Annotated in this window: 23 protein-coding genes; 10 read left to right on the plus strand and 13 right to left on the minus strand. The window is 59.7% G+C overall.

Features of this window, described 5'->3' with window-relative positions; translation table 11 throughout:
- Positions 1-35: 35 nt before the first annotated feature.
- Both exbD and exbB read right to left on the minus strand, forming a co-directional pair.
- Positions 36-458 carry a TonB system transport protein ExbD gene (exbD, locus tag Q9R34_RS19570; protein ID WP_033792211.1) on the minus strand — a complete coding sequence of 141 codons (423 nt, stop codon included), beginning with the start codon at positions 456-458 and terminating at the stop codon, positions 36-38.
- A gap of 4 nt (positions 459-462) precedes the next feature.
- A complete protein-coding gene (gene exbB, locus Q9R34_RS19575) occupies positions 463-1,188 on the minus strand; it encodes a tol-pal system-associated acyl-CoA thioesterase (protein ID WP_485896010.1) in 726 nt (241 codons plus the stop codon).
- A gap of 352 nt (positions 1,189-1,540) precedes the next feature.
- On the opposite strand from exbB, the gene Q9R34_RS19580 reads away from it, so the two are divergent.
- From Q9R34_RS19580 to Q9R34_RS19600, 5 genes are all read left to right on the plus strand, one after another.
- Positions 1,541-2,518 (plus strand): TRAP transporter substrate-binding protein, encoded by a 978-nt coding sequence (locus tag Q9R34_RS19580; protein WP_434125217.1) that lies wholly within the window; start codon positions 1,541-1,543, stop codon positions 2,516-2,518.
- Between the two features lie 46 nt (positions 2,519-2,564).
- Positions 2,565-3,071, plus strand: a complete 507-nt coding sequence (locus Q9R34_RS19585) for a TRAP transporter small permease (protein WP_485895932.1) — start codon at positions 2,565-2,567, stop codon at positions 3,069-3,071.
- A gap of 9 nt (positions 3,072-3,080) precedes the next feature.
- On the plus strand, positions 3,081-4,367 hold the full coding sequence (locus Q9R34_RS19590) for a TRAP transporter large permease (protein ID WP_485895934.1): 1,287 nt from the start codon (positions 3,081-3,083) through the stop codon (positions 4,365-4,367).
- Between the two features lie 133 nt (positions 4,368-4,500).
- Positions 4,501-5,691, plus strand: a complete 1,191-nt coding sequence (metC, locus tag Q9R34_RS19595) for a cystathionine beta-lyase (protein ID WP_485895936.1) — start codon at positions 4,501-4,503, stop codon at positions 5,689-5,691.
- Positions 5,692-5,796: 105 nt separating this feature from the next.
- Complete coding sequence (locus Q9R34_RS19600; RefSeq protein WP_434125211.1) at positions 5,797-6,459, plus strand: DedA family protein; 663 nt, start codon at positions 5,797-5,799, stop codon at positions 6,457-6,459.
- Between the two features lie 10 nt (positions 6,460-6,469).
- Here Q9R34_RS19600 and Q9R34_RS19605 read toward each other — a convergent pair whose 3' ends face one another.
- Complete coding sequence (locus tag Q9R34_RS19605) at positions 6,470-7,378, minus strand: AraC family transcriptional regulator (RefSeq protein WP_485895938.1); 909 nt, start codon at positions 7,376-7,378, stop codon at positions 6,470-6,472.
- Positions 7,379-7,571: 193 nt separating this feature from the next.
- On the opposite strand from Q9R34_RS19605, the gene dkgA reads away from it, so the two are divergent.
- Positions 7,572-8,396, plus strand: coding sequence for a 2,5-didehydrogluconate reductase DkgA (dkgA, locus tag Q9R34_RS19610; protein WP_033752450.1), 825 nt, complete (start codon positions 7,572-7,574; stop codon positions 8,394-8,396).
- 53 nt (positions 8,397-8,449) lie between these two features.
- Here the strand turns inward: dkgA and ftsP are convergent, their stop codons facing one another.
- The 4 genes from ftsP to Q9R34_RS19630 form a co-directional block, all read right to left on the minus strand.
- Positions 8,450-9,880 carry a cell division protein FtsP gene (gene ftsP, locus Q9R34_RS19615; RefSeq protein WP_434125207.1) on the minus strand — a complete coding sequence of 477 codons (1,431 nt, stop codon included), beginning with the start codon at positions 9,878-9,880 and terminating at the stop codon, positions 8,450-8,452.
- Between the two features lie 128 nt (positions 9,881-10,008).
- Entirely contained in the window at positions 10,009-10,746 is a 738-nt protein-coding gene (locus tag Q9R34_RS19620) for a 1-acylglycerol-3-phosphate O-acyltransferase (RefSeq protein WP_434125206.1), read from the minus strand.
- 46 nt (positions 10,747-10,792) lie between these two features.
- Positions 10,793-13,066 carry a DNA topoisomerase IV subunit A gene (parC, locus tag Q9R34_RS19625; RefSeq protein ID WP_434125204.1) on the minus strand — a complete coding sequence of 758 codons (2,274 nt, stop codon included), beginning with the start codon at positions 13,064-13,066 and terminating at the stop codon, positions 10,793-10,795.
- A gap of 132 nt (positions 13,067-13,198) precedes the next feature.
- Complete coding sequence (locus Q9R34_RS19630) at positions 13,199-13,966, minus strand: transporter substrate-binding domain-containing protein (protein WP_485895941.1); 768 nt, start codon at positions 13,964-13,966, stop codon at positions 13,199-13,201.
- Positions 13,967-14,125: 159 nt separating this feature from the next.
- Here Q9R34_RS19630 and Q9R34_RS19635 point away from each other — a divergent pair, with 159 nt between their 5' ends.
- Both Q9R34_RS19635 and Q9R34_RS19640 read left to right on the plus strand, forming a co-directional pair.
- Positions 14,126-14,704 carry an NAD(P)H-dependent oxidoreductase gene (locus tag Q9R34_RS19635; protein ID WP_485895943.1) on the plus strand — a complete coding sequence of 193 codons (579 nt, stop codon included), beginning with the start codon at positions 14,126-14,128 and terminating at the stop codon, positions 14,702-14,704.
- Between the two features lie 32 nt (positions 14,705-14,736).
- Entirely contained in the window at positions 14,737-15,045 is a 309-nt protein-coding gene (locus Q9R34_RS19640) for a putative quinol monooxygenase (RefSeq protein ID WP_485895945.1), read from the plus strand.
- A 50-nt stretch (positions 15,046-15,095) separates the two neighbouring features.
- On the opposite strand, the gene Q9R34_RS19645 is transcribed toward Q9R34_RS19640, so the two are convergent.
- The 6 genes from Q9R34_RS19645 to nudF form a co-directional block, all read right to left on the minus strand.
- A complete protein-coding gene (locus tag Q9R34_RS19645) occupies positions 15,096-15,995 on the minus strand; it encodes a LysR substrate-binding domain-containing protein (RefSeq protein WP_485895947.1) in 900 nt (299 codons plus the stop codon).
- Positions 15,996-16,070: 75 nt separating this feature from the next.
- A complete protein-coding gene (gene parE / locus Q9R34_RS19650; protein ID WP_434125194.1) occupies positions 16,071-17,966 on the minus strand; it encodes a DNA topoisomerase IV subunit B in 1,896 nt (631 codons plus the stop codon).
- A 47-nt stretch (positions 17,967-18,013) separates the two neighbouring features.
- Positions 18,014-18,595, minus strand: coding sequence for an esterase YqiA (gene yqiA / locus Q9R34_RS19655; RefSeq protein ID WP_434125193.1), 582 nt, complete (start codon positions 18,593-18,595; stop codon positions 18,014-18,016).
- 3 nt (positions 18,596-18,598) lie between these two features.
- Positions 18,599-19,426, minus strand: a complete 828-nt coding sequence (gene cpdA, locus Q9R34_RS19660) for a 3',5'-cyclic-AMP phosphodiesterase (RefSeq protein WP_485895950.1) — start codon at positions 19,424-19,426, stop codon at positions 18,599-18,601.
- A gap of 45 nt (positions 19,427-19,471) precedes the next feature.
- Positions 19,472-19,897: a DUF1249 family protein gene (locus Q9R34_RS19665; RefSeq protein ID WP_485895952.1), complete on the minus strand. Its 426-nt coding sequence runs from the start codon at positions 19,895-19,897 to the stop codon at positions 19,472-19,474.
- Complete coding sequence (gene nudF / locus Q9R34_RS19670) at positions 19,894-20,475, minus strand: ADP-ribose diphosphatase (protein ID WP_485896012.1); 582 nt, start codon at positions 20,473-20,475, stop codon at positions 19,894-19,896. The genes Q9R34_RS19665 and nudF overlap by 4 nt, the downstream gene beginning before the upstream one ends.
- Between nudF and Q9R34_RS19675 the strand changes: the two genes are divergently transcribed.
- Both Q9R34_RS19675 and tolC read left to right on the plus strand, forming a co-directional pair.
- Entirely contained in the window at positions 20,356-20,718 is a 363-nt protein-coding gene (locus Q9R34_RS19675) for a hypothetical protein (protein WP_485896017.1), read from the plus strand. The genes nudF and Q9R34_RS19675 overlap by 120 nt on opposite strands.
- A gap of 24 nt (positions 20,719-20,742) precedes the next feature.
- Positions 20,743-22,209: an outer membrane channel protein TolC gene (gene tolC, locus Q9R34_RS19680; protein ID WP_485895954.1), complete on the plus strand. Its 1,467-nt coding sequence runs from the start codon at positions 20,743-20,745 to the stop codon at positions 22,207-22,209.
- Positions 22,210-22,255: the final 46 nt, after the last annotated feature.

The following is a 22,255-nucleotide window of genomic DNA, read 5'->3' on the forward strand; positions in this document are numbered from 1 at the left end:
AGCCCACAGGCTGCCCTTTTTCCACTCGCGCAAATTTACTTCGCGGCGGTTTCCATCCCCATCAGGCCGATCTTGAGATAACCTGCGCCGCGCAGCTTATCCATCGCGCTCATCAGGGTCTCATAATCGACAGACTTATCAGCCTGGAAGAATATCGTGGTCTCTTTGTTGCCTTCGGTCTGGCTGTTCAGCACCGCCACCAGCGTCTCCGGCGTCACCTGCTCATTGCCAATATAAAACTGCTTATCCGCTTTAATCGACAGGTAGACCGGCTTTTCCGGCCGCGGCTGCGGCGCGCTGGTCGAGGCGGGCAGATTAACGCGAACATCCACGGTCGCCAGCGGCGCGGCCACCATAAAGATGATCAGCAAAACCAGCATCACGTCGATAAACGGCGTGACGTTGATTTCATGCATCTCGCCATCGGTTTCCAGGTCGTCGTTTAATCGCATCGCCATAAACTTAACCTACGCGTAATTTCTGAGCGGCCGGGCGCGCTTCAGCGCTTTTCGCGTTAAGGTTGCCCAGGTCGATATCGCGGCTCTGCAGCAGCAGAATCTGCGCGGCCACGTCGCCCAGCGACGCTTTGTAGCCCGCGATCATGCGCGCGAAAACGTTATAGATCACCACCGCAGGAATCGCCGCCACCAGGCCGATAGCGGTAGCCAGCAGCGCTTCAGCGATGCCGGGCGCGACAACCGCCAGATTAGTGGTCTGCGTCTGCGCGATACCGATAAAGCTATTCATAATGCCCCAGACCGTCCCGAACAGGCCGATAAACGGGGCGACAGAGCCGATAGTGGCGAGGAAGCCGTTGCCACGACCCGCGTGGCGGCTAAAGGCGGCGACGCGGCGCTCAAGGCGGAAGCTGGTGCGGTCTTTAATGCCGTCGGTATCTTCGACGCCCGCGGAAAGCGCCATCTCGTTTTGCGCATCATTCAGCAACGCCGCGCTGTGGCTGTGGCTCTTGAACTGCGCAGCGGCGCGGGCGGCGTCGCTCAGGATGCGGGCTTCGCCCAGCGCCTGCTGCTCGCTTTTCAGTCGACGTTTCGCCGCGCTAAGCTCGGCAAACTTTCCGAAAAAAATCGCCCAGGTTACGACCGACGCCAGCAACAGGCCGATCATTACCACTTTTACCACGATGTCGGCATGTTGATACATGCCCCAAACAGAGAGATCCGTTTGCATTAAGTCACTGGCTACCACGCTGCGTCTCCAACTTCATATGCAGGAATAATGGATAAGCGCGAATAATAGCAAAAATAAGGCGAATTGATAGTAGTTCTCATTACTATTTACAAACAGCGCGCTGCCATCTCTGGGCTGTTGCTAACCTTTTATGACACTTTTCAACGCTATTTCAGAAATGTGATTTCCCGTATAAATTTATTAAAACATCGTTTCAAAATGTGAGCTTGTTCATTCAATCAGCATTGCCGCATTTTCAGCCAGCACAATTTGCCTATTCTGGCAGCACGCGGGCCATTTCCTCTGCTGCCTGTAACCTGTGCCCTCCTCTATCAGCCTGGAGAAAAAAATAATGAGAGTGAATAAATGGATCCTTGCCGTTTCCGTCTCTGCTGCGCTCGGCCTGAACGCCGCTCCGGCATTAGCGAAGGTGTTAAAAGTGGCGGAGGTCCAGCCCGCTGGCTATCCCACCGTCGTAGCACTACAGCATATGGGCGACAAGCTGAAACAGGCGACTAACGGGCGGCTGGAGATGAAAGTCTACGCAGGCGGCGTGCTGGGCGACGAAGATCAGACGCTGCAGCAGGTGCAGCTCGGCGCCATCGACATGATCCGCGTCTCGCTGGCGCCGGTCACCACCATCGCGCCGGAAACCAGCGTGCTGACGCTGCCCTACATCTTCCGCGACGTCGACCATATGCACAAGGTGCTGGACGGCGAGGTCGGCAAGCAAATAGTCGATAAATTCGACGCCGACGCCAACGCGCGCATGGTCTTTCTTGGCTGGACCGACGCGGGCGAACGCAACATGATCACCAAAAAGCCGCTCAGCAAGCCGGAAGATCTTAAAGGGATGAAAATTCGCGTGCAGAACAGCGCCATCTCGCTGGCGACGCTGAAAGCGATGGGCGCGAACCCGGTGGCGATGGGCGTTAGTGAAGTCTTCAGCGCCATGCAGACCGGCGTGGTGGACGGCACCGAAAACAATCCGCCGACATTCGTCGCCCACAACTATCTGCCGGTCGCGAAGTACTACACCCTGACCGGCCACTTTATCCAGCCGGAGATGATCCTCTTCTCAAAAACCTCGTGGGCGCGCCTGACGCCGGAAGACCAGGCGCTGCTGAAAAAGCTCGGCAAAGAGGCGCAGGATGAAGAACGCCAGCTGTGGGCGACTTACACCGAGCAGTCCATTGAGAAGATGAAAGCAGGCGGCGTGACCTTTCAGCAGACTGACAGGGACTATTTCATGAAGGCGACGCAGCCGGTGCGCGATCAGTTTGGCGGCAAATATCAGGATCTGATGACGCAAATCGCCGACGTTAAATAACCCTCCCCCGCCGCGCCTTCCGCGCGGCGTTATTCAGGTAACGCATATGAACCGATACTCTCGTCTGATGGATGGGCTCTATCTGCTGTGCATGGGCATTGCCGCCGTCGCGCTGCTGATTATGGTGACGGTAATCCCCATCGGCATTTTCGCTCGCTATGTGCTCAACGGCGCGCTGGCCTGGCCCGAGCCGGTCGCCATCGTTTGCATGATTCTTTTCACCTTTATCGGCGCGCCGGTCGGTTATCGCGCCGGTACCCATATCTGCGTCTCGATGGTGACCGATCGCCTGTCGCCCGCCGCGCAGCGGCTGATGCTTCGCCTGTGCGATCTGCTGATGGTGGTGACCTGTTTAATCATCTTCCAGGCGAGCTATAACCTGTGCGTGGCGATGTGGATCCAGCCGCTCGCCTCGCTGCCCTCGGTGACCTACGGCGAGATGTATTTGCCAATCCCGATCGGCGCGCTGTTTACCCTGTTATTTGTGATTGAGCGGCTGCTGAACGGCGACCAAAGCCAGCGGCCAGTGGTGGTTTTAGGCGGCACTCATTAAGGAGCGACCATGGACGCATTGATGTTGATCGGCAGCCTGGTTGTGCTGCTGCTGTTGGGCTTTCCCGTCGCCTTCGCCGTGGGCCTCAGCGCCTTTATCGGCGCATGGTGGATCGATCTGCCGCTGGAAGCGGTGGTTATTCAAATTACGAACGGCGTCAATAAGTTCTCGCTGCTTACCATCCCCTTCTTTATCCTGGCCGGGGCGATTATGGCGGAAGGCGGCATCGCGCGGCGGCTGGTGAACTTCGCCTATATCTTTGTCGGCTTTATTCGCGGCGGGTTGTCGCTGGTGAATATTGTCGCCTCTACCTTTTTCGGCGCGATTTCCGGCTCGTCGGTGGCGGATACCGCGTCGATTGGCTCGGTGATGATCCCGCAAATGGAGCAGAAAGGCTATCCGCGCGACTTCGCGGCGGCGGTCACCGCCAGCGGATCGGTGCAGGCGGTGCTGACGCCGCCCAGCCATAACTCGGTGATCTACTCGCTGGCAACCGGCGGCGTGGTGACGATCTCCTCGCTGTTCGTCGCTGGCATCTTTCCCGGCCTGCTGCTGGGGCTTTGCCTGATGGTGATGTGCCTTGCCTTCGCGCGCAAGCGCGGCTATCCCAAGGGCGAGCGCATTCCGTTTCGCCAGGCGGTGAAGATCTTCTTCGACGCCTTCTGGGGTCTCTTCACCATCGTGATTATCCTGGGCGGTATTCTCTCCGGTATTTTTACCGCGTCGGAATCGGCGGCGATCGCCTGCCTCTGGGCCTTCTTCGTCACCATGTTTATCTATCGCGACTTCAAGTGGAGCCAGCTGCATATCCTGCTGTTCCGCACCATTAAGACGGTGACTATCGTGATGGTGCTGATCGCCTTCGCGGCGGGCTTCGGCGCGGTCATGACTTTTATGCAGCTGCCGACCCTTATCACCGACGCCTTTACCAGCCTGTCCGATAACAAGTACGTCATCCTGATGTGCATTAACGTCTTGCTGCTGGTGATCGGCACGCTGATGGATATGGCGCCGATTATCCTGATCCTGACGCCGGTGCTGCTGCCGGTGGCGACTACGCTCGGCATCGATCCGGTGCACTTCGGCATGATCATGATGACCAACCTCGGCATCGGGCTGATCACCCCGCCGGTCGGCACGGTGCTGTTTGTCGCCAGCGCGGTGAGCAAACAGAAAATCGAGCAGGTGGTCGGCGCGATGCTGCCTTTTTACGGCATTCTGTTTTTGGTGCTGATGCTGATTACTTACATCCCGGCGATTTCGCTGTGGCTACCGCGTCTGATGGGGGTGATGTAACCGGCTGAAAGGCGGCGCGCGGCGCCGCCTGTTCCCCCTCGGGCAGGTTCTGAATATCAGGATTTGGGGTCAACCCTGACCGGCAATTCGTGGTAACGTGAAGGCTTTGTAGCAGGCCGCAGGGCAAACACGAATGACGACCAAAAAAATCGATACTACCTTAGTCAGCGCCGGGCGCAGCAAACGTTACACGCAGGGCGCGGTCAACAGCGTGATTCAGCGCGCCTCGTCGCTGGTGTTCGATAGCGTCGCCGATAAAAAGCGCGCTACGGCGGGACGCGCCGCCGGCGAACTCTTCTATGGCCGCCGCGGCACCCTGACCCACTTTTCGCTGCAGGATGCGATGACCGAGCTGGAGGGCGGCGCGGGCTGCGTGCTCTATCCCTGCGGCGCGGCGGCGGTCGCCAACGCCATTCTGTCGTTTGTCGACGCGGGCGACCATGTGCTGATGTGCGGCGCCGTCTACGAGCCGACGCAGGACTTCTGCACCAAAATCCTCAGCAAGCTCGGCGTCGCCACCACCTTTTACGATCACACCATCGGCAGCGAAATCGGCGCGCTGGTGCGCCCGGAAACCCGCGTGGTGTTTCTTGAGTCTCCAGCCTCTATCACTATGGAGGTGCAGGACATCCCGGCCATCGTCGCAGCGGTGCGCGCAAAGGCGCCGGACGCGGTGATCATGATGGATAACACCTGGGCGGCGGGCTTTTTCTTTAACGCGCTGGCGCACGGCATTGATATTTCGATTCAGGCGGGCACCAAGTATCTGATTGGCCACAGCGACGCGATGATCGGCACCGCAGTGGCGAACGCGCGCTGCTGGGAGCAGCTGCGTGAGAACTCCTATCTGATGGGCCAGACGGTAGACGCCGACAGCGCCTATATGGCGAGCCGCGGCCTGCGCACCCTCGCCACGCGCCTGCGCCAGCATGAGGCGAGCGCGCTGCAGGTGGCGGAGTGGCTGGCGACGCGGCCGGAAGTGGCGCGCGTCAACCATCCGGCGCTGGCGCAGAGCAAAGGCCACGCCTTCTGGAAACGCGACTTCAGCGGCAGCAGCGGCCTGTTCTCTTTCGTGCTGCATGAAAAACTGAGCAGCGAAAAACTGGCGCATTACCTCGATCGCTTCCACCATTTCAGCATGGCCTACTCGTGGGGCGGCTACGAGTCGCTGATTCTGGCGAATCAGCCGGAAGAGCTGGCGGCAATCAGGCCAGCGGGCGGCGTCGATTTTGACGGCACGCTGGTGCGCCTGCATATTGGCCTGGAGCATGTCGACGACCTGATTGACGATTTAACGGCAGGTTTCGCCCGCCTGACGCAGTAGTAACTTAAACAGAACCTCAACCACAGAATGGCGACCGGCCGCAGATCAAATCACTCTGCCGGATTGCCGCTAAAATAGATTCCTTGTGACTCGATGGGATAGCAGATGAGTGTTTTACACGAGATTGTTCATGCGCTCTGGCATCAGGATTTCGCCGCGCTGGCCGATCCAAATGTGGTTTGGGTAGTTTACGGCGTGATGTTTCTGACGCTGTTTCTGGAGAACGGCCTGCTTCCCGCCTCTTTTTTGCCGGGTGACAGCCTGCTGCTGCTGGCGGGCGCGATGGTCGCCAAAGGGGTGATGGATTTTATCCCCACCATGGTGATCCTCACCACCGCCGCCAGCCTCGGCTGCTGGCTGAGCTATCTTCAGGGACGCTGGCTTGGCAACACGCGGCTGGTGAAAAGCTGGCTGATGCACCTGCCAGCGCAATATCATCAGCGCGCGTGGCAGCTCTTTAACCGTCACGGCCTGATGGCGCTGCTGGTTGGCCGCTTCCTGGCCTTCGTGCGCACTATTCTGCCAACCATGGCGGGTATTTCCGGCCTGCAGAACGGCCGTTTCCAGCTGTTTAACTGGCTAAGCGGGCTGCTGTGGGTGGCGATTGTTGTGGCGTTTGGCTACGGCATCAGCCAGGTGCCCTTTATCAAACGCCATGAAGATCAGGTGATGGCGATCCTGATGGTGCTGCCGATGGTGTTGCTGTTTGTCGGCCTCGCGGGCAGCATCGTGGTGATCTGGAAAAAACGTCGCCAGAAACAGGCCTGATCGCACGGCGTCAGGCCTGTGGTTCCGCCACGGTCTGACGCACGCGGCTAATCTCCTCTCCCGGCGTCACGCCGAAATAGCGCTTAAACTCCCGTGAAAATTGCGAGGGACTTTCGTAGCCCACCCGCGCCGCCGCCGCACTCGCCTTCAGCCCGTCATGCAGCATCAGCAGCCGCGCCTGATGCAGACGGTAGCGCTTCAGGTACTGCAGCGGCGAGGTTTGCGTCACCGCCTTGAAGTTGTGATGAAACGCCGAGACGCTCATGTTCACCTCCGCCGCCAGCGCATCGACGCTGAGGTTGTCCGCATAGTGGTTTTCAATGCGGCGCAGCGCGCGGGCGATCTGGCTGAACTGGGTCTGACGGCTCACCAGCGACAGCAGCGCGCCGCCCGTCGGCCCGGTCAGCACGTAGTAGATAATCTCCCGCACGATCTGCGGCCCCAGCACGCGCGCGTCGCGCGGATGCACCATCACGTCCAGCAGGCGCTCCGCCGCGCACAGCATCGGCTCGGTCAGCCAGGCGGAGTGAATGCCTGAAGTCTGCGGCTGCGGCTGGAAATCTTCGTCGTCGCCAATCTCGATCAGCAGATCCTGCAGGCTGGCGGTATCGACCGTCAGGAACATGCCGGCGACCGGCGCTTCCGGCGACGCCCAGGTTTCGCACTCGACCGGCAGCGGCACGGTGAGCATCAGATATTTCGTGGCGTCATAGGTAAAAGTGGTGCTGCCGAGATAGCCGGTTTTGCTGCCCTGAAACAGAATCACAATGCCGGGCTGGTACATCACCGGCGTGCGCGGCTGATATTGATTAAGGTAGATCAGATTGACGTTCTTGACCGGGCAAAGGCGGTTGCGTCCATGGGTCATTAAGGTCACGACCTGGTTCGCCAGGTGCTGACACAAAGCTTCGTGCGCCATGCATATCTCTCGCAGAGTAAAGAAACCAGTCTGCCAGGCTGCTGCGTAATTCGCCACTGAAATGGAGAAACAGGCAAGACTTCCGCAGGATCAGGCAGGGCGAGAAACGGAATTGCCGCCCACAATGAAACGAGGTCAGGTTTGTTGACTAGACTTAAGCCTCACAGGTTCACTGCAACAGAAAGGAGCACCTATGGCAGATCAACCGATTATCAAACTGCACGATGGCAATATGATGCCGCAGCTGGGGCTGGGCGTATGGCAGGCAAGCAATGAAGATGCCCATCGCGCCGTGCTTAAGGCGCTGGAGGTCGGCTATCGCTCGATCGACACCGCTGCGGCCTATAAAAACGAAGAGGCGATCGGCCAGGCGTTACAGGATACCGACGTGCCGCGCGAAGAGATTTTCGTCACCACCAAGCTGTGGAACGACGATCAGCAGAATGTGCAGCAGGCGATGGAAACCAGCCTGAAAAAACTGCAGCTGGAGCAGGTCGATCTCTATCTGATGCACTGGCCGTGCCCGGAGAAAGATCACTATGTCGACGCCTGGAAAGAGATGATCAAGCTGCAGCAGCAGGGCCTGACCAAAAGCATCGGCGTTTGTAACTTCCACGAAGCGCACCTGAAGCGTCTGCTGGATGAAACTGGCGTCTCACCGGTCGTCAATCAGATCGAGCTGCATCCGATGCTGCAGCAGCGCACGCTGCACGCGTGGAACGCCATGCATCAGATCCAGACTGAATCCTGGAGCCCGCTGGCGCAGGGCGGCGAAGGGGTGTTCGATCAGGAGATTATTCGCCAGCTGGCGAAGAAGTACGGCAAAACCCCGGCGCAGATCGTTATCCGCTGGCATCTCGACAGCGGGCTGGTGGTAATCCCGAAATCGGTGACGCCTGAGCGTATCGCGGAGAACTTCGCGGTGTTCGATTTCCGGCTGGAGAAGACCGAGCTGAGCGAAATCGCGAAGCTGGATCGCGGCAACCGTCTGGGGCCGGACCCGGAAACCTTCAATTAATGCAGGCTATGCGCGCTGTCCTTCCGGGCAGCGCGCCCTTTTCGCCTGAGCGCTTATGCCGTCGGCTGCACCAGCAGCTGCCCCGCCGTGCCAAGATCGGCCAGCTCCAGCGTCTGGCTGTAGTAGACAAAGGGAAAATGATCGGACGAGCTTTGCGGAAAGCTCACCAGCAGCTCAACCTCGCCATCCACCCAGACGGTATCTTTCCAGCCGCGATCTTCGCCCATCGGCTGCGCGCCGTTGACGCTTTTGATCAGGAACACCGCGCCCTGAATGTGCATCGCCTGCGGCCGGTCGGCGCGCAGGATCCAGCGCTCGAAGGTGCCCTGCTGCACGGTAGTATCGATGCGGTTCAGATCCCACTGCGCGCCGTTGATGCCCGGCATATCCTCGCCGATACGGAATTCACGCGTGCGCGTCGCCATGCCGTCGAGGATCTGATCCGCCAGCAGGCGCATCGGCAGATTGTCGGTCACCAGCGGCAGCAGACCGGTCGGGCGCAGCGTCAGCACCAGCGTGTTGGTGAGGATCGATGAGGGTTCGAACAGGCCGCGCAGGCGGTCCATAATGCCCGCCGCCGTGCCTGCGGTAATCGACACCTCGTCGCCCTGCGACATATCGATCAGCACTTCGCGGCGCTCGCCCGGCGCCAGCGAGAGCTGCTGCACCGCCACCGGCGCGGGCAGAAAGCCCTGATCGCTGGCGATAACGGTAAAGGGACGGTTATCACTCAGCGACAGCTGGTAGCGGCGCGCGTTTGAGGCGTTGAGCAGGCGCAGGCGCACCCAGCCGCGCGACACCTCGACAAAGGGGTTCTGCACGCCGTTAACCAGCAGCACGTCGCCGAGAAAGCCGCCGTCGTGCGGCGGATCGTAGGCGGGCGTGCCGAAGTTATCAAGGCGCTTGTCCTGAATGATCAGCGGGAAGTCGTCGACGCCGTAGTGGCGCGGCAGCGGCAGCTGCTTGCTCACCTCATCCTCAATCAGCCACATGCCCGCCAGACCGTTGTAGATGTGCGGCGCCATGCGGTTCGGCGTGCTGGCGTGGTACCAGCAGGTGGCGGCGTTCTGGCGGATCGGCAGCACCGGCGCCCAGTCAACGCCGGCGGACATCATGCGCGGCGCCCCGCCCATGAGCGCGCCCGGCACCTGCAGGCCGCTGACGCTCATCGCCACCGGCTCGTTAAGGCGGTTGCTGTAGATCAGCTTGACGTCGTCGCCGCTGTAGACGCGCACCGTCGGACCGAGATAGAGCCCGTTGATGCCCCATACCGGCACTTTATTGTTGTCGCCGAGAAAGGACCAGTGGCTGCGCATCAGCGTCAGAAAGATCGGCTGACCGCGACGCGATTCGATAAGCGGCGGCACCGGCAGCGGCGTATCGCCGCCGGGCGCGGAGGCGGCGCGCGCCGCAGAAGGTAAGAGACCGGCGCCAAGCGCCGCACCAGCAGAAAGCTGGATAAACTGTCGTCTGCTGAAAGACATAGAACGTCAAACCCTTTACGCGTGGCGCTTGCGCGCCCATTGTTATTCTTGATTTATTGCTGTGTTGCGTCGCGGCGGGCAGAGCGCGCCGCGTGCATCCGTGCGGGTGCCGGCGAGAGGTTGGCCGGTCAGAGTTTACCGCTTTTTTCGCGCGCTTCGACTTCGGCGTTGAGCGCTTCCAGTTTCTCCATCATCAGCTCACGGCAGTGGGTCGCCAGCTTGCGCACCGACTGCGTGGTGTAGCCGCTGGTGTCGACCGGCGGCAGCATCTCGACGATCACCAGACCGTTGTTCAGGCGGTTCAGGTTGATCTTGCCGTGCGTGTTGGAAATCACGATAGGAATAATGGGCACGCCCGCTGCCACCGCCGCATGAAAGGCACCGGTTTTAAACGGTAGCAGACCGCGTCCGCGGCTGCGCGTGCCCTCCGGGAACATCCAGAACGAAATGCGCTTCTTCTGAAACTGTTCGACCAGCTGGCTGATGGTGCTGTGCGCCTTTGAGCGGTTGTCCCGGTCAATCAGCAGGTTGCCGGTCAGCCAGTAAAGCTGGCCGAAGAACGGGATCCACAGCAGGCTCTTTTTGCCCACCGTGACGGTGGTCGGCTGGACGATCTTCGCCGCCGTAACCATGTCGTAGTTGTTCTGGTGGTTGGCGATATAGATAGCGTTGCCGTAGTGGGCCGCCTCGGCGGGTTTACGTAGCTCGACCTTGATGCCAAATACGCCAGAGAGACGGCCGAAGAGATGGCCGAAGGTAGCGACATGGCGCGGGTTGCGCGGCGAAAACAGACACCAGATGCAGCCGAAAACACAGACCAGAATCGAGTAAATCACCACAAAGATGGTGCGCAGTACTAGTAACATATATCCCTCATTATGGCGCGGCGGAGAGCAGGCTCCGCCGCCTTGCTCAGGCTTCGCCGTCTTCGCTGACGGCACGCGCTGGGGCATCCAGCTCTACCTTGTCGATACGCTGCAGGCCGCGCGGCAGCAGCGTGCCACGACGTCCGCGGTCGGCGCGGAACTTCTGCAGCTCTTCGCTGCGCAGCACCAGCTTGCGCTTGCCGACGTAGAGCGTGACCGCGCTGCCCGGCGGCAGGATCAGCAGCCACGCCAGCTTATCGTTGCCCGCCGCGGCGTCCGCCGCCGGGATAGAGATAATTTTGTTGCCTTTGCCTTTCGACATCTGCGGCAGTTCGCCGACAGGGAACATTAGCATACGTCCCGCCTGCGTAATCGCCAGCAGCATGTCATCTTCATGATGCACCGCCATCGGCGTCATGACGCGCGCGTTGTCCGGCAGCGTCAGCAGCGCTTTGCCGGCGCGGTTGCGCGATACCAGATCGGCGAAGGTGCAGATAAAGCCGTAGCCGGCGTCGGAGGCCATCAGCAGCTTCTGCTCGTCCGCCTCCATCAGCACCTGCTCTACCACCGCACCCGGCGGCGGCGTCAGCTTGCCGGTCAGCGGCTCGCCCTGCCCGCGCGCCGACGGCAGCGAGGTGGGATCGAGCGTATAGCTGCGCCCGGTGGAGTCGATAAAGGCGACCGGCTGGTTGCTCTTGCCGCGCGCCGCTGCCAGATAGCTGTCGCCCGCTTTATAGCTCAGCCCGGACGGATCGATATCGTGGCCTTTGGCGCTGCGCACCCAGCCCATCTGCGACAGGACAATAGTGACCGGCTCGGACGGCACCAGTTCGTTTTCGCTCAGCGCTTTGGCCTCTTCGCGCTCGTGCAGCGGCGAACGGCGCTCGTCGCCGTAGGCGGTGGCGTCAGCCTGCAGCTCTTTCTTCAGCAGGGTGTTCATCTTGCGCTCAGAGGCGAGGATCGCCTGAATCTGATCGCGCTCTTTTTCCAGCTCGCTCTGCTCGCCGCGGATCTTCATCTCTTCCAGCTTCGCCAGGTGGCGCAGCTTCAGCTCGAGAATCGCTTCCGCCTGGGTTTCACTGATGCCGAAGCGCGACATCAGCACCGGCTTAGGCTCATCCTCACTGCGGATGATATGGATCACCTCGTCGATATTGAGGAAGGCGACCAGCAAGCCCTCAAGGATATGCAGGCGACGCAGCACGCGCTCAAGGCGATGGTTAAGACGACGCTTAACGGTGTCGCGGCGGAACACCAGCCATTCCGACAGGATCTCCAGCAGGTTTTTCACCGACGGGCGGTTGTCGAGGCCGATCATGTTGAGGTTAACGCGGTAGCTCTTCTCAAGATCGGTGGTGGCAAACAGGTGGTGCATGACCTGATCGAGATCCACGCGGTTCGAGCGCGGCACGATCACCAGGCGGGTCGGGTTTTCATGATCCGATTCGTCGCGCAGATCCTCTACCATCGGCAGTTTTTTATTGCGCATCTGAGCGGCGATCTGCTCCAGCACGCGCGCGCCGGAAACCTGGTGTGGCAGCGCGGTGATCACCACCTCGCCATCCTCTTTTTTCCACACCGCGCGCTGGCGAACAGAGCCGCGGCCGGTCTGGTAAATTTTACGGATCTCGTCGCGCGGCGTGATGATCTCCGCCTCGGTGGGATAATCGGGGCCCTGTACGATATCCAGCAGCGCGTCGAGGCTGGTGTTCGGCTTATCGATCAGGGCGATCGCCGCCTGTGCCACTTCGCGCAGGTTGTGCGGCGGAATGTCAGTCGCCATGCCAACGGCGATGCCGGTCGTGCCGTTCAGCAGAATGTTCGGCAGCCGCGCGGGCAGCATTTTCGGTTCCTGCATCGTGCCGTCGAAGTTCGGCACGAAGTCCACCGTGCCCTGGCCCAGCTCGCCGAGCAGCACTTCCGCATATTTAGAGAGGCGGGATTCGGTATAGCGCATCGCCGCGAAGGATTTCGGATCGTCAGGCGCGCCCCAGTTGCCCTGGCCATCCACCAGCGGATAGCGATAGGAGAACGGCTGCGCCATCAGCACCATCGCTTCGTAGCAGGCGCTGTCGCCGTGCGGATGGTATTTACCCAGCACGTCGCCCACGGTACGCGCCGACTTCTTGAATTTGGCGCTGGCGTTCAGGCCGAGTTCCGACATGGCGTAAACAATACGGCGCTGTACCGGCTTCAGACCGTCGCCAATATAGGGCAAGGCGCGGTCCATGATGACGTACATCGAATAGTTCAGGTACGCGTTTTCGGTAAATGTGTGCAGGGCAAGACGCTCTGCACCATCCTGCGTCAATTCACTCATTGAATTTTTATCCTCACTTCGTGTCCCGCAATGGCGAAACACCCGGCGGTTATTTGGCGAGGATAGTACCTCAATCGCCAGGATTAGTCACAGGGGAAGCGCAGGGCGGCACAGGATTGCTGACCACGGCAATCAGCGCGCCGCGCCCATCCACTGCGCGGTAATACGCGCATATTCGCCGGTAGCGGTAGCGAGGTGCAGCCACTGGTCGATATAGGCTTTCCAGCTCATATCGTCGCGCGGGATCATCCAGGCTTTTTCGCCGTACTGCAGCGGCGCCTGCGGATTAACGGCGCAGAGCTGGGGGTAGCGCTGCTGCTGATAGAGCGCTTCGGAGGCGTCGGTGATCATTACGTCGGCCTTCCCGTCCACCAGCTGCTGGAAAATCGTAACGTTATCGTGGAACAGGGTGAGCGTCGCCTGCGGCAGATGGCTGTGGACAAAGGCTTCGTTGGTGCCGCCCGCTGGCTCAATCACGCGCACCGCCGGCGCGTTAAGCTGCTCGACCGTGCTGTATTTTGCCTTGTCGGCACAGCGCACCAGCGGAATCTTACCGTCGACGCCGAGCGGCTGCGCAAACCAGGCGATCTGCTGGCGCTTCAGCGTTACCGACACGCCGCCCAGCGCAACATCGCACTGCTTCTCTTTAAAATCCTGCGACAGGGTTTTCCAGGTGGTCGGCATCCAGCTGATCTTTGCGTCCAGGCTGGCGGCCAGCGACTGCGCCATGCTGATATCCAGCCCTTCGTACTGGCCGTCCGGGCGCAGGTAGGTATAGGGCTTGTAGTCGCCGGTGGTGCAGACCTTCAGGGTTTTGCTGGCGAGGATCTGATCCAGACGGGAGTCCGCCTGCGCGACGCCGCTGGCCAGCAGCAGCGCGCTGATAAGGTATGTGCGCATTCTTGTTCTTCTGTTTGACGTGATGAGTGTTGGTGGAGTGTGTCATAAGCCGCTGGATTATTGCTTCCAGCGCAAAAGTCTTGTGATCTGAATCCCATTTTTCTGCCGAGGCAGAGGGCGTAAAGTAGCCCTCTATGGCAACACAAATGAGATTAGTGAATGAATATTCTGATTATTGACGGCGGTAAAACCTTCGCTCACTCCAAAGGCGAGCTGAACCACACTCTGGCCGAAGTGGCAGCCAGCCAGCTGCGCGATTTAGGCCATCAGGTTACTGTCACCCTGGCCGACAGCGACTATGTCATCGCGGATGAAGTGCAGAAGTATCTCGACAGCGACGTGGTGATCTACCAGATGCCAGGCTGGTGGATGGGCGAGCCCTGGACGGTGAAGCGCTACATCGACGACGTCTTTACCGAAGGCCACGGCGCGCTCTACGCCAGCGACGGCCGCTCGCGCGCCGACGCCAGCAAAAAGTATGGATCGGGCGGCCTGCTGCAGGGCAAAAAATATATGCTGTCGCTGACCTGGAACGCGCCGCTGGAAGCCTTTACCGATCCCGATCAGTTCTTTGAAGGCGTTGGCGTCGACGGCCTCTATCTGCACTTCCATAAAGCCAACCAGTTCCTGGGCATGGAAGCGCTGCCAACCTTTATCTGCAACGACGTTATCAAGATGCCGGACGTGCCGCGCGATATCGCACGTTATCGGACACATCTCAGCGAGATCTTTGCTTAACTGAAAGCGGACCCGCAAACAAGGAGAGGTACATGCTAACGGTAGTGGCTGAAATTTGTGTTAAACCTGGACATCGCAATAAAGTGCTGGAGGCGATCAAGTCGCTTATCCCGTCGGTGCTGGCCGAAGAGGGCTGCCACCAGTATGACGCGCTGGTCGATCATCAGGCGCAGGTGCCGTGGAAGCAGAATTCGCCCGACTCCATTTTTATGCTGGAGCAGTGGGCTTCGCTGCGCCACCTGGAGCAGCATCAGCAGATGCCGCACATGGAAGCGCATCGCGAGAAGATTAAAGACGACGTGCTGGACGTGAAGATTCTGGTGCTGGAACCGACCGCCTGACGTCACAGGCTGTTACGCGCCGCGCGCCTCAGGACGCGCGGCTTTTTTTGTCAGAACCGCGCCTGCGAGGCGATCTCCTGATGGAGAAAGTCGAGAAAACAGGTAATGCGCGACGCCAGCTCCGCGTTGCGGTAGTAAACCGCATGCACGGGCAGCCTGACGTCGTGCGTCTGCTGCACCAGCACCTCTTTTAACCGACCGGCGGCGAGATCCTGATGGCTGACGAAGTCGGAGATGCGCGCAATGCCCTGGCCCGCCAGCGCGAGCTGGCGAATGATTTCGCCGCTGGAGGCGGCAATGGTCGGCTGAATGCGCAGCAGCTCGCCTTCGCGCTGCCAGACGGGCCAGACGTTATGCATCTCCAGCTGGCTGAAGCCGATAAGCTGATGCTGCGCCAGCGCCTCGACGCTCTGCGGTTCGCCATATTGCTGCAGATAGGCGGGGCTGGCCAGCAGCCTAACCCGGCTGCTGCCAAGCATCCGGGCGCGCATGGTGGAATCGCGCAGCTCGCCGATGCGAATAGCGATATCGGTCTGCTGCTCCAGCAGATCGATGACGATATCGTCGGTATTGAGCTCTAACTGAATCAGCGGATAGCGCTGCCGGAACGCGCCGATCAGCGGCACGATGACGTGCTGCATAAAAGGCGCGGCGGCGTTGATGCGCAGGCGGCCAGAAGGCGTCTCCCGGCGTCGGGCGATCTGCTCTTCCGCCTGTTCGACGGAGAGCAAAATCTGGCGCGCGTGGGTCAGGAAAAGCTGGCCCTCTTCGGTCAGGGCGAGTCGTCGGGTGGTGCGGTGCAGCAGGGTGCTGTTGAGTTTGGCCTCAAGGCGGCTCAGGGCGCGGCTCACGCCTGAGCTGGTCTGATCCAGCAGCTCCGCCGCCGAGGTGATTGAACCGCAGTCCGCCACCGTCACCAGCACGCGTAGCTCTTCCAGCGTGACTTTCATCATCTACTCCGGTGCGCGGCGGACGCACGATTCAGGCTGCAGCCCGGGATCGCGCGCCGCGCCGCAGCGCGATGATTACACTTCGATATCGGCCAAATCACCTTTTTCCTGCAGCCAGTTGCGGCGATCTTCCGAGCGCTTCTTGGCCAGCAGCATATCCATTACGCGCAGCGTCTGCTCGATGTCGCTATCGTCCACCGTTAGCTGCACCAGGCGGCGCGTATTGGGGTCGAGGGTGGTTTCGCGCAGCTGCAGCGGGTTCATTTCGCCCAACCCTTTAAAGCGCTGCACGTTCGGCTTGCCTTTCTTGCGCTTAAGCTGTTCCAGTACGCCCTCTTTCTCATCTTCGTCAAGGGCGTAATAGACCTCTTTGCCGAGATCGATACGGTAGAGCGGCGGCATCGCGACGTAGACGTGGCCGCCTTTTACCAGCGAGCGGAAGTGCTTCACAAACAGCGCGCACAGCAGCGTGGCGATATGCAGGCCGTCCGAGTCCGCATCGGCGAGAATGCAGATCTTGCCGTAGCGCAGCTGGCTGAGATCGTCGCTGTCGGGATCGATGCCGATCGCCACGGAGATGTCATGCACCTCCTGCGACGCCAGCACTTCGTCGGAAGAGACTTCCCAGGTGTTGAGGATCTTGCCTTTGAGCGGCATGATCGCCTGATATTCGCGATCGCGCGCCTGCTTGGCAGATCCGCCTGCGGAGTCCCCTTCCACCAGGAAAAGCTCGGTTTTATTGAGATCCTGCGCGGTGCAGTCCGCCAGCTTGCCCGGCAGCGCCGGTCCGCTGGTGAGCTTTTTGCGCACCACTTTTTTCGCCGCGCGCATACGGCGCTGCGCGCTGGAGATTGCCAGCTCCGCCAGCTGCTCTGCCGCCTGCACGTTCTGATTGAGCCACAGGCTGAAGGCGTCTTTCACCACCGCCGAGACGAAGGCGGCGCACTGGCGCGACGACAGACGCTCTTTGGTCTGCCCGGCGAACTGCGGATCCTGCATCTTCACTGACAGCACATATGCGCAGCGATCCCAGATATCTTCCGCCGACAGCTTCACGCCGCGCGGCAGGATATTTCGGTATTCGCAGAACTCGCGCATCGCGTCGAGCAGCCCCTGGCGCAGGCCGTTGACGTGCGTGCCGCCCTGCATGGTCGGGATCAGGTTGACGTAGCTTTCGGTCAGCAGCTCGCCGCCTTCCGGCAGCCACAGCAGCGCCCAGTCCACCGCCTCCGTCTCACCGGAGAAGCTACCGACGAACGGTTTTTCCGGCAGCGTCGGCAGGCCGTTGACCGCTTCGCACAGGTAGTCGGTCAGGCCATCTTCGTAGCACCAGCGCTGTTCGGTATTGTTGACCTTGTCTTTAAAAAGGATTTCCACGCCGGGACAGAGCACCGCTTTGGCCTTCAGCAGGTGGGTCAGGCGGGAAACCGAGAAGCGCGGGCTGTCGAAGAAGCTTTCGTCAGGCCAGAAGTGCACGCTGGTGCCGGTATTGCGTTTCGCCACCGTGCCGGTTTTGGTCAGCTCCTGCACCTTCTCGCCGTTCTCAAACGCGATGGCATAGACCTCGCCGTTGCGGCGCACCGTGACCTCGACGCGCTTCGACAGGGCGTTAACCACGGAGATGCCGACGCCGTGCAGGCCGCCTGAGAACTGGTAGTTTTTGCTGGAGAATTTGCCGCCCGCATGCAGACGACACAGGATCAGCTCGACCGCAGGCACCCCCTCTTCCGGGTGGATATCTACCGGCATGCCGCGCCCGTCATCGATGACCTCCAGCGACTGATCGGCGTGCAGAATCACCTCGACCCGTCTGGCATGGCCCGCCAGCGCCTCATCGACGCTGTTATCAATGACTTCCTGGCCCAGATGGTTAGGACGCGTCGTATCGGTGTACATGCCGGGACGACGGCGAACCGGCTCAAGGCCGGTCAGAACCTCAATCGCATCCGCGTTATAGCTTGATTGACTCATGATAAGTTTCTAATCAGAAGCGTGAAATTATGTGCAATTTCCGCGAGTTATTCGTGATTCAGACCCAGAAAGTCCAGAATCTGCGGGAAATGGCGTTCGAATCCAGTAAACGCATGATTGCCGCCCTGCTCTACCGTTTGTCGGCACGCGCTGTAGTAGTCGAGCGCCTGGCGGTAGTCGAGCACTTCGTCGCCGGTTTGTTGCAGCAGCCAGATCAAATCGGGCGCTTCCAGCGGCTCAATCTGCATGACTTTCAGATCGTAAATGTGGCGAGACTCTAACACATATTGCTGGCCCGTGTAGGGATTCTGGTTCAACCCAAGGTAATCCGCCAGCAGTTCAAACGGGCGTACCGCCGGATTGACCACCACGGCGGGCAGCATAAAACACTGGGAGAGCCAGGTCGCTAAATAACCGCCCAGCGAGGAGCCGATTAAGCCGAGCGGCTGGCCGCTCAGGGCCATCACTTTCTCCTCCAGCAGCGCGGCGGCGTCGGCGGGAAAAGCGGGCAGCTGCGGCACGATCACCTCAATATGGGGATGCGTCACCGCCATCCACTGCTGCAGCTGTGTCGCCTTGGCGGATCGTGGCGAGCTATTAAAACCGTGCAGATAGAGCAGTGCCGCCATGGGCTAGTATCCCTCCGAGTCCAGATCTGGCCGAAACGCGTCGGTTTGCAGCCGTTCGACTTCGGTCGAGAAAGTTCCGTCCGGATAGAGGGTAAACCAGCGCCATCCGGGGGCGACGGTATCAATAGTGAAGCTGGTGCAGTGCGGTTTGAACTGCACGCAGGTTGAGGGGGTCGCCAGCACGCGGCGGCCGCGCCAGTCGATATCCAGCTCCTGGTGAATGTGGCCGCACACCAGGGTGCGCGCTAAAGGATAGTGTTGCAGCACCGCGTCAAGCTTATGAGAATTGCGCAGGCTATGCTGATCGAGCCAGGTGCAGCCGCTGGCCAGCGGATGGTGATGCAGCACCACCAGCGTGTGGCGCTGCGGATAGAGCGCCAGCGTTTTATCGAGCCACTCCAGCTGATAGTCGCTCAGCATGCCGTGCGGCACGCCGAACACCTGGCTGTCGAGCATCACCAGCTGCCAGTGATCGCCGAGCAGCACATGCTTGTGGGCATTGATCTTCGCCTCGGCCAGCGTATCGACCATTGCCGGCTGGAAATCATGATTGCCCGGTAGCCAGACGCAGGGTTTTGGCAGGCGCGCGATACCCTCAGCGAAGTGCTGATAGGCTTCGACAGAGTGATCCTGAGCGAGATCGCCGGTGGCGATAATCAGATCGTATTCGCGCTGCTGCGCCGCAATGGCGTCCAGCACCGCGTCATAACTCGCCCAGGTATTCACGCCCAGCAGCGATTCGTTTTTTCCCGCGAAAAGGTGGGTGTCCGTGATTTGCAAAATCCTGATCCCGGCCCCATTCGCCGCAGGAAGTGTTAGCAGGCTATCCAAAGCGTTTCCTTCGTCTCCACGCCGAATAATGCATTATCTGTGCGATCAGCAGACCGGCGCCGCTATCGCGCCCTGTGCCAGGCAGTAGCGTAGCCAGTCAGCAAGGAACTGGTTGATCTGATGTTTCTCGTCGCGCTGATGCAGTTTTTTATTAGGATAATCATAGCGCGCTTTAAAGCGATAGATCTGCTGTGTTGAACACACTTCGGCGACCAGCGCGTCATGATAGAGCCGCACTGACATAGAAGGCAGGCTCCAGTAGCTGACGGTGGGGGCCACCTGGCGAATCTCCACCAGCGTGGTGTAGCGCGTGGACTCTTCTATGGTCAACTGATAGCGAGCGCCTTTTACCTGATAGACCACCGACGCGCCAGCCTCATCGCTGCGCGGCAGCAAACGACGCAGCTGGGCGAAATTAGTTTCGCAAAGCCGCATCATTTCGGGGAAATCAGGGATATAGCGCTGTTTCATTTTAGCTTCCACTCTTCTCGTAGTTTTTCATGGTGCAACGCCAGCCATTGCAGGGCGATGACAGACGCCGCGTTGTCGATAATCCCCTCTTCCACCCAGCGGTAAGCCTGTTCGCGGCTGACCACATGCACAAGAATATCCTCATTCTCTTCCTCCAGACCATGGCATCCTTTTGCCAGGCTGGCATCCACTTCTCCCACCAGGATCGACAAACGTTCACTGGTGCCGCCAGGGCTGGCGAGATAGTTTAACACGGGTTTAACCCGACCGACGGCCAGGCCCGCTTCTTCTACGGCCTCGCGTCGTACTACCTCTTCGGCGCTTTCGTTAGGCTCGATAATGCCCGCCACCATCTCCAGCAGCCAGGGCGTTTCGCTGACGTCAAAGGCGGGAATGCGGATCTGTTCGATCAGCACCACTTCGTCGCGTAAGGGATCATAGGGTAGCAGCACCGCAGCGTGTCCACGCTCGAAAACTTCGCGCACCACCTCGTTACTCATTTCGCCGTTGAAGCGGCGGTGGCGAAACCGGTAACGAACAATGGAAAAAAAACCTTTCCAGGCGGTTTCGCGTGCAATAATTTCTACATCGTTTTTTGTAAAAGTCACTGGAGATTTTTTTTCGCCGCTCATCGTCGGGCTCCTTATGCAGATTGGGACGGAGCGGCAAAAGCCAACCCTGCGACTCCATCCGAGTGGTTCTTTCTGAATTATTTACGTAAATTAGGGGGAGAAGGCACGTTCAGCCAACTTATCTCCCAGTCGCACTCTGCTAGAATCTGCGATTATTTTTTGGCTTATCCGGCAGCGCTACCCCTGTAATTTGCTGCAACAAAAGGAATGCAAATGAAAAAACTGCTCCCACTTCTCATTGGGCTGAGCCTGGCCGGTATCAGCCTCGCCAGCCAGGCAGAGGACCTGCTGCAGGTCTATCAACAAGCGCGTCTGAGCAACCCGGATTTACGCAGCTCTGCAGCTACTCGCGACGCCGCCTTTGAAAAGATTAACGAAGCGCGCAGTCCTTTGTTGCCTCAGTTGGGTTTAGGGGCGGATTACACCTATAGCAACGGTTATCGCGACAGCAGCGGCCTTCATTCCAACACGACCAGCGGATCGCTGCAATTAACCCAGACCATTTTCGATATGTCGAAGTGGCGCGCGCTGACGCTGCAGGAAAAAACGGCCGGCATTCAGGATGTCACCTACCAGGTCGCGCAGCAGGACTTAATTCTCAATACCGCGACTGCCTATTTTAACGTTTTAAAGGCAATCGACACCCTTTCCTACATTGAAGCGCAAAAACAGTCGATCTATCGCGAGCTGGATCAGACCACACAGCGTTTCAACGTGGGCCTGGTAGCGATTACCGACGTGCAGAATGCCCGCGCGCAGTATGACAGCGTGCTGGCAAACGAAGTGACCGCGCGCAACAACCTCGACAATATGGTCGAGGCGCTGCGTCAGATCACCGGCAATGACTACCTGGCGCTGGCGTCGCTGAATATTGACCGCTTTAAAACCACCAAGCCTGATGCGGTCAGCGCGCTGCTGAAGCAGGCGGAGAGCCGCAACCTGAACCTGCTGTCGGCGCGTCTGAATCAGGATTTGGCGCGCGAGCAGATCCGTTCTGCAGAAGCAGGCCATATGCCAACGCTGGATCTGACCGCCTCAACCGGCCTGTCGAACAGCAAATATGGCGGCAGCCGCGCCAACCAGAGCGCCGGCAGCACCGATTCCATCAGCGGCACAAACCAGGTGGGCCTGAGCTTCTCGCTGCCGCTCTACAGCGGCGGCGCGGTCACCTCGCAGGTGAAGCAGGCGCAGTACAACTACGTCAGCGCCAGCGAGCAGCTGGAGAGCGCGCATCGCTCTGCCGTGCAGACCGTGCGCTCCTCATATAACAACGTTAACGCCTCTGTTAGCAGCATCGACGCCTATAAACAGGCGGTAGTCTCTGCGCAAAGCTCGCTGGACGCCATGGAGGCGGGCTATCAGGTCGGCACACGCACCATTGTCGACGTGCTGGATGCGACCACGACGCTCTATAACGCTAAGCAGCAGCTCTCCGACGCGCGCTACAGCTACCTGATTAACCAGCTTAATATTAAATATGCGCTGGGTACGCTGAACGAGCAGGATCTGCAGCAGCTCAACAGCCAGCTCGGCAAAGAGATTTCGACCTCGCCGGAAAGCGTCGCGCCGGAAAATCCACAGCAGACCGCACGCGTCGACAACGGCCCGTCAGCAGAGCCGGCGGCGCCTGTCGCGCGCCCTGCCGCCCAGCGCAGCAGCGGCAACCCGTTCCGCAATTAACTCTCTCAACGGGCCGCTTTGCGGCCCGTCTTGACGGGGCCAACGT

The organism is Enterobacter sp. BRE11, from assembly GCF_031844285.1.
Classification (GTDB): Bacteria; Pseudomonadota; Gammaproteobacteria; order Enterobacterales; family Enterobacteriaceae; genus Pantoea.

Bases quoted from the DNA above. Each gene is read 5' to 3' on its own strand.
- Q9R34_RS19630 (WP_485895941.1), bottom strand. From the start codon at position 13,966: ATGCGCACATACCTTATCAGCGCGCTGCTGCTGGCCAGCGGCGTCGCG.
- ftsP (WP_434125207.1), bottom strand. From the start codon at position 9,880: ATGTCTTTCAGCAGACGACAGTTTATCCAGCTTTCTGCTGGTGCGGCG.
- Q9R34_RS19640 (WP_485895945.1), top strand. From the start codon at position 14,737: ATGCTAACGGTAGTGGCTGAAATTTGTGTTAAACCTGGACATCGCAAT.
- yqiA (WP_434125193.1), bottom strand. From the start codon at position 18,595: ATGGCGGCACTGCTCTATCTGCACGGTTTTAATAGCTCGCCACGATCC.
- Q9R34_RS19665 (WP_485895952.1), bottom strand. From the start codon at position 19,897: ATGAAACAGCGCTATATCCCTGATTTCCCCGAAATGATGCGGCTTTGC.
- parE (WP_434125194.1), bottom strand. From the start codon at position 17,966: ATGAGTCAATCAAGCTATAACGCGGATGCGATTGAGGTTCTGACCGGC.
- exbD (WP_033792211.1), bottom strand. From the start codon at position 458: ATGGCGATGCGATTAAACGACGACCTGGAAACCGATGGCGAGATGCAT.
- Q9R34_RS19645 (WP_485895947.1), bottom strand. From the start codon at position 15,995: ATGAAAGTCACGCTGGAAGAGCTACGCGTGCTGGTGACGGTGGCGGAC.
- tolC (WP_485895954.1), top strand. From the start codon at position 20,743: ATGAAAAAACTGCTCCCACTTCTCATTGGGCTGAGCCTGGCCGGTATC.
- metC (WP_485895936.1), top strand. From the start codon at position 4,501: ATGACGACCAAAAAAATCGATACTACCTTAGTCAGCGCCGGGCGCAGC.
- Q9R34_RS19635 (WP_485895943.1), top strand. From the start codon at position 14,126: ATGAATATTCTGATTATTGACGGCGGTAAAACCTTCGCTCACTCCAAA.
- Q9R34_RS19600 (WP_434125211.1), top strand. From the start codon at position 5,797: ATGAGTGTTTTACACGAGATTGTTCATGCGCTCTGGCATCAGGATTTC.
- dkgA (WP_033752450.1), top strand. From the start codon at position 7,572: ATGGCAGATCAACCGATTATCAAACTGCACGATGGCAATATGATGCCG.
- Q9R34_RS19585 (WP_485895932.1), top strand. From the start codon at position 2,565: ATGAACCGATACTCTCGTCTGATGGATGGGCTCTATCTGCTGTGCATG.
- Q9R34_RS19590 (WP_485895934.1), top strand. From the start codon at position 3,081: ATGGACGCATTGATGTTGATCGGCAGCCTGGTTGTGCTGCTGCTGTTG.
- Q9R34_RS19620 (WP_434125206.1), bottom strand. From the start codon at position 10,746: ATGTTACTAGTACTGCGCACCATCTTTGTGGTGATTTACTCGATTCTG.
- Q9R34_RS19605 (WP_485895938.1), bottom strand. From the start codon at position 7,378: ATGGCGCACGAAGCTTTGTGTCAGCACCTGGCGAACCAGGTCGTGACC.
- Q9R34_RS19580 (WP_434125217.1), top strand. From the start codon at position 1,541: ATGAGAGTGAATAAATGGATCCTTGCCGTTTCCGTCTCTGCTGCGCTC.
- exbB (WP_485896010.1), bottom strand. From the start codon at position 1,188: ATGCAAACGGATCTCTCTGTTTGGGGCATGTATCAACATGCCGACATC.
- parC (WP_434125204.1), bottom strand. From the start codon at position 13,066: ATGAGTGAATTGACGCAGGATGGTGCAGAGCGTCTTGCCCTGCACACA.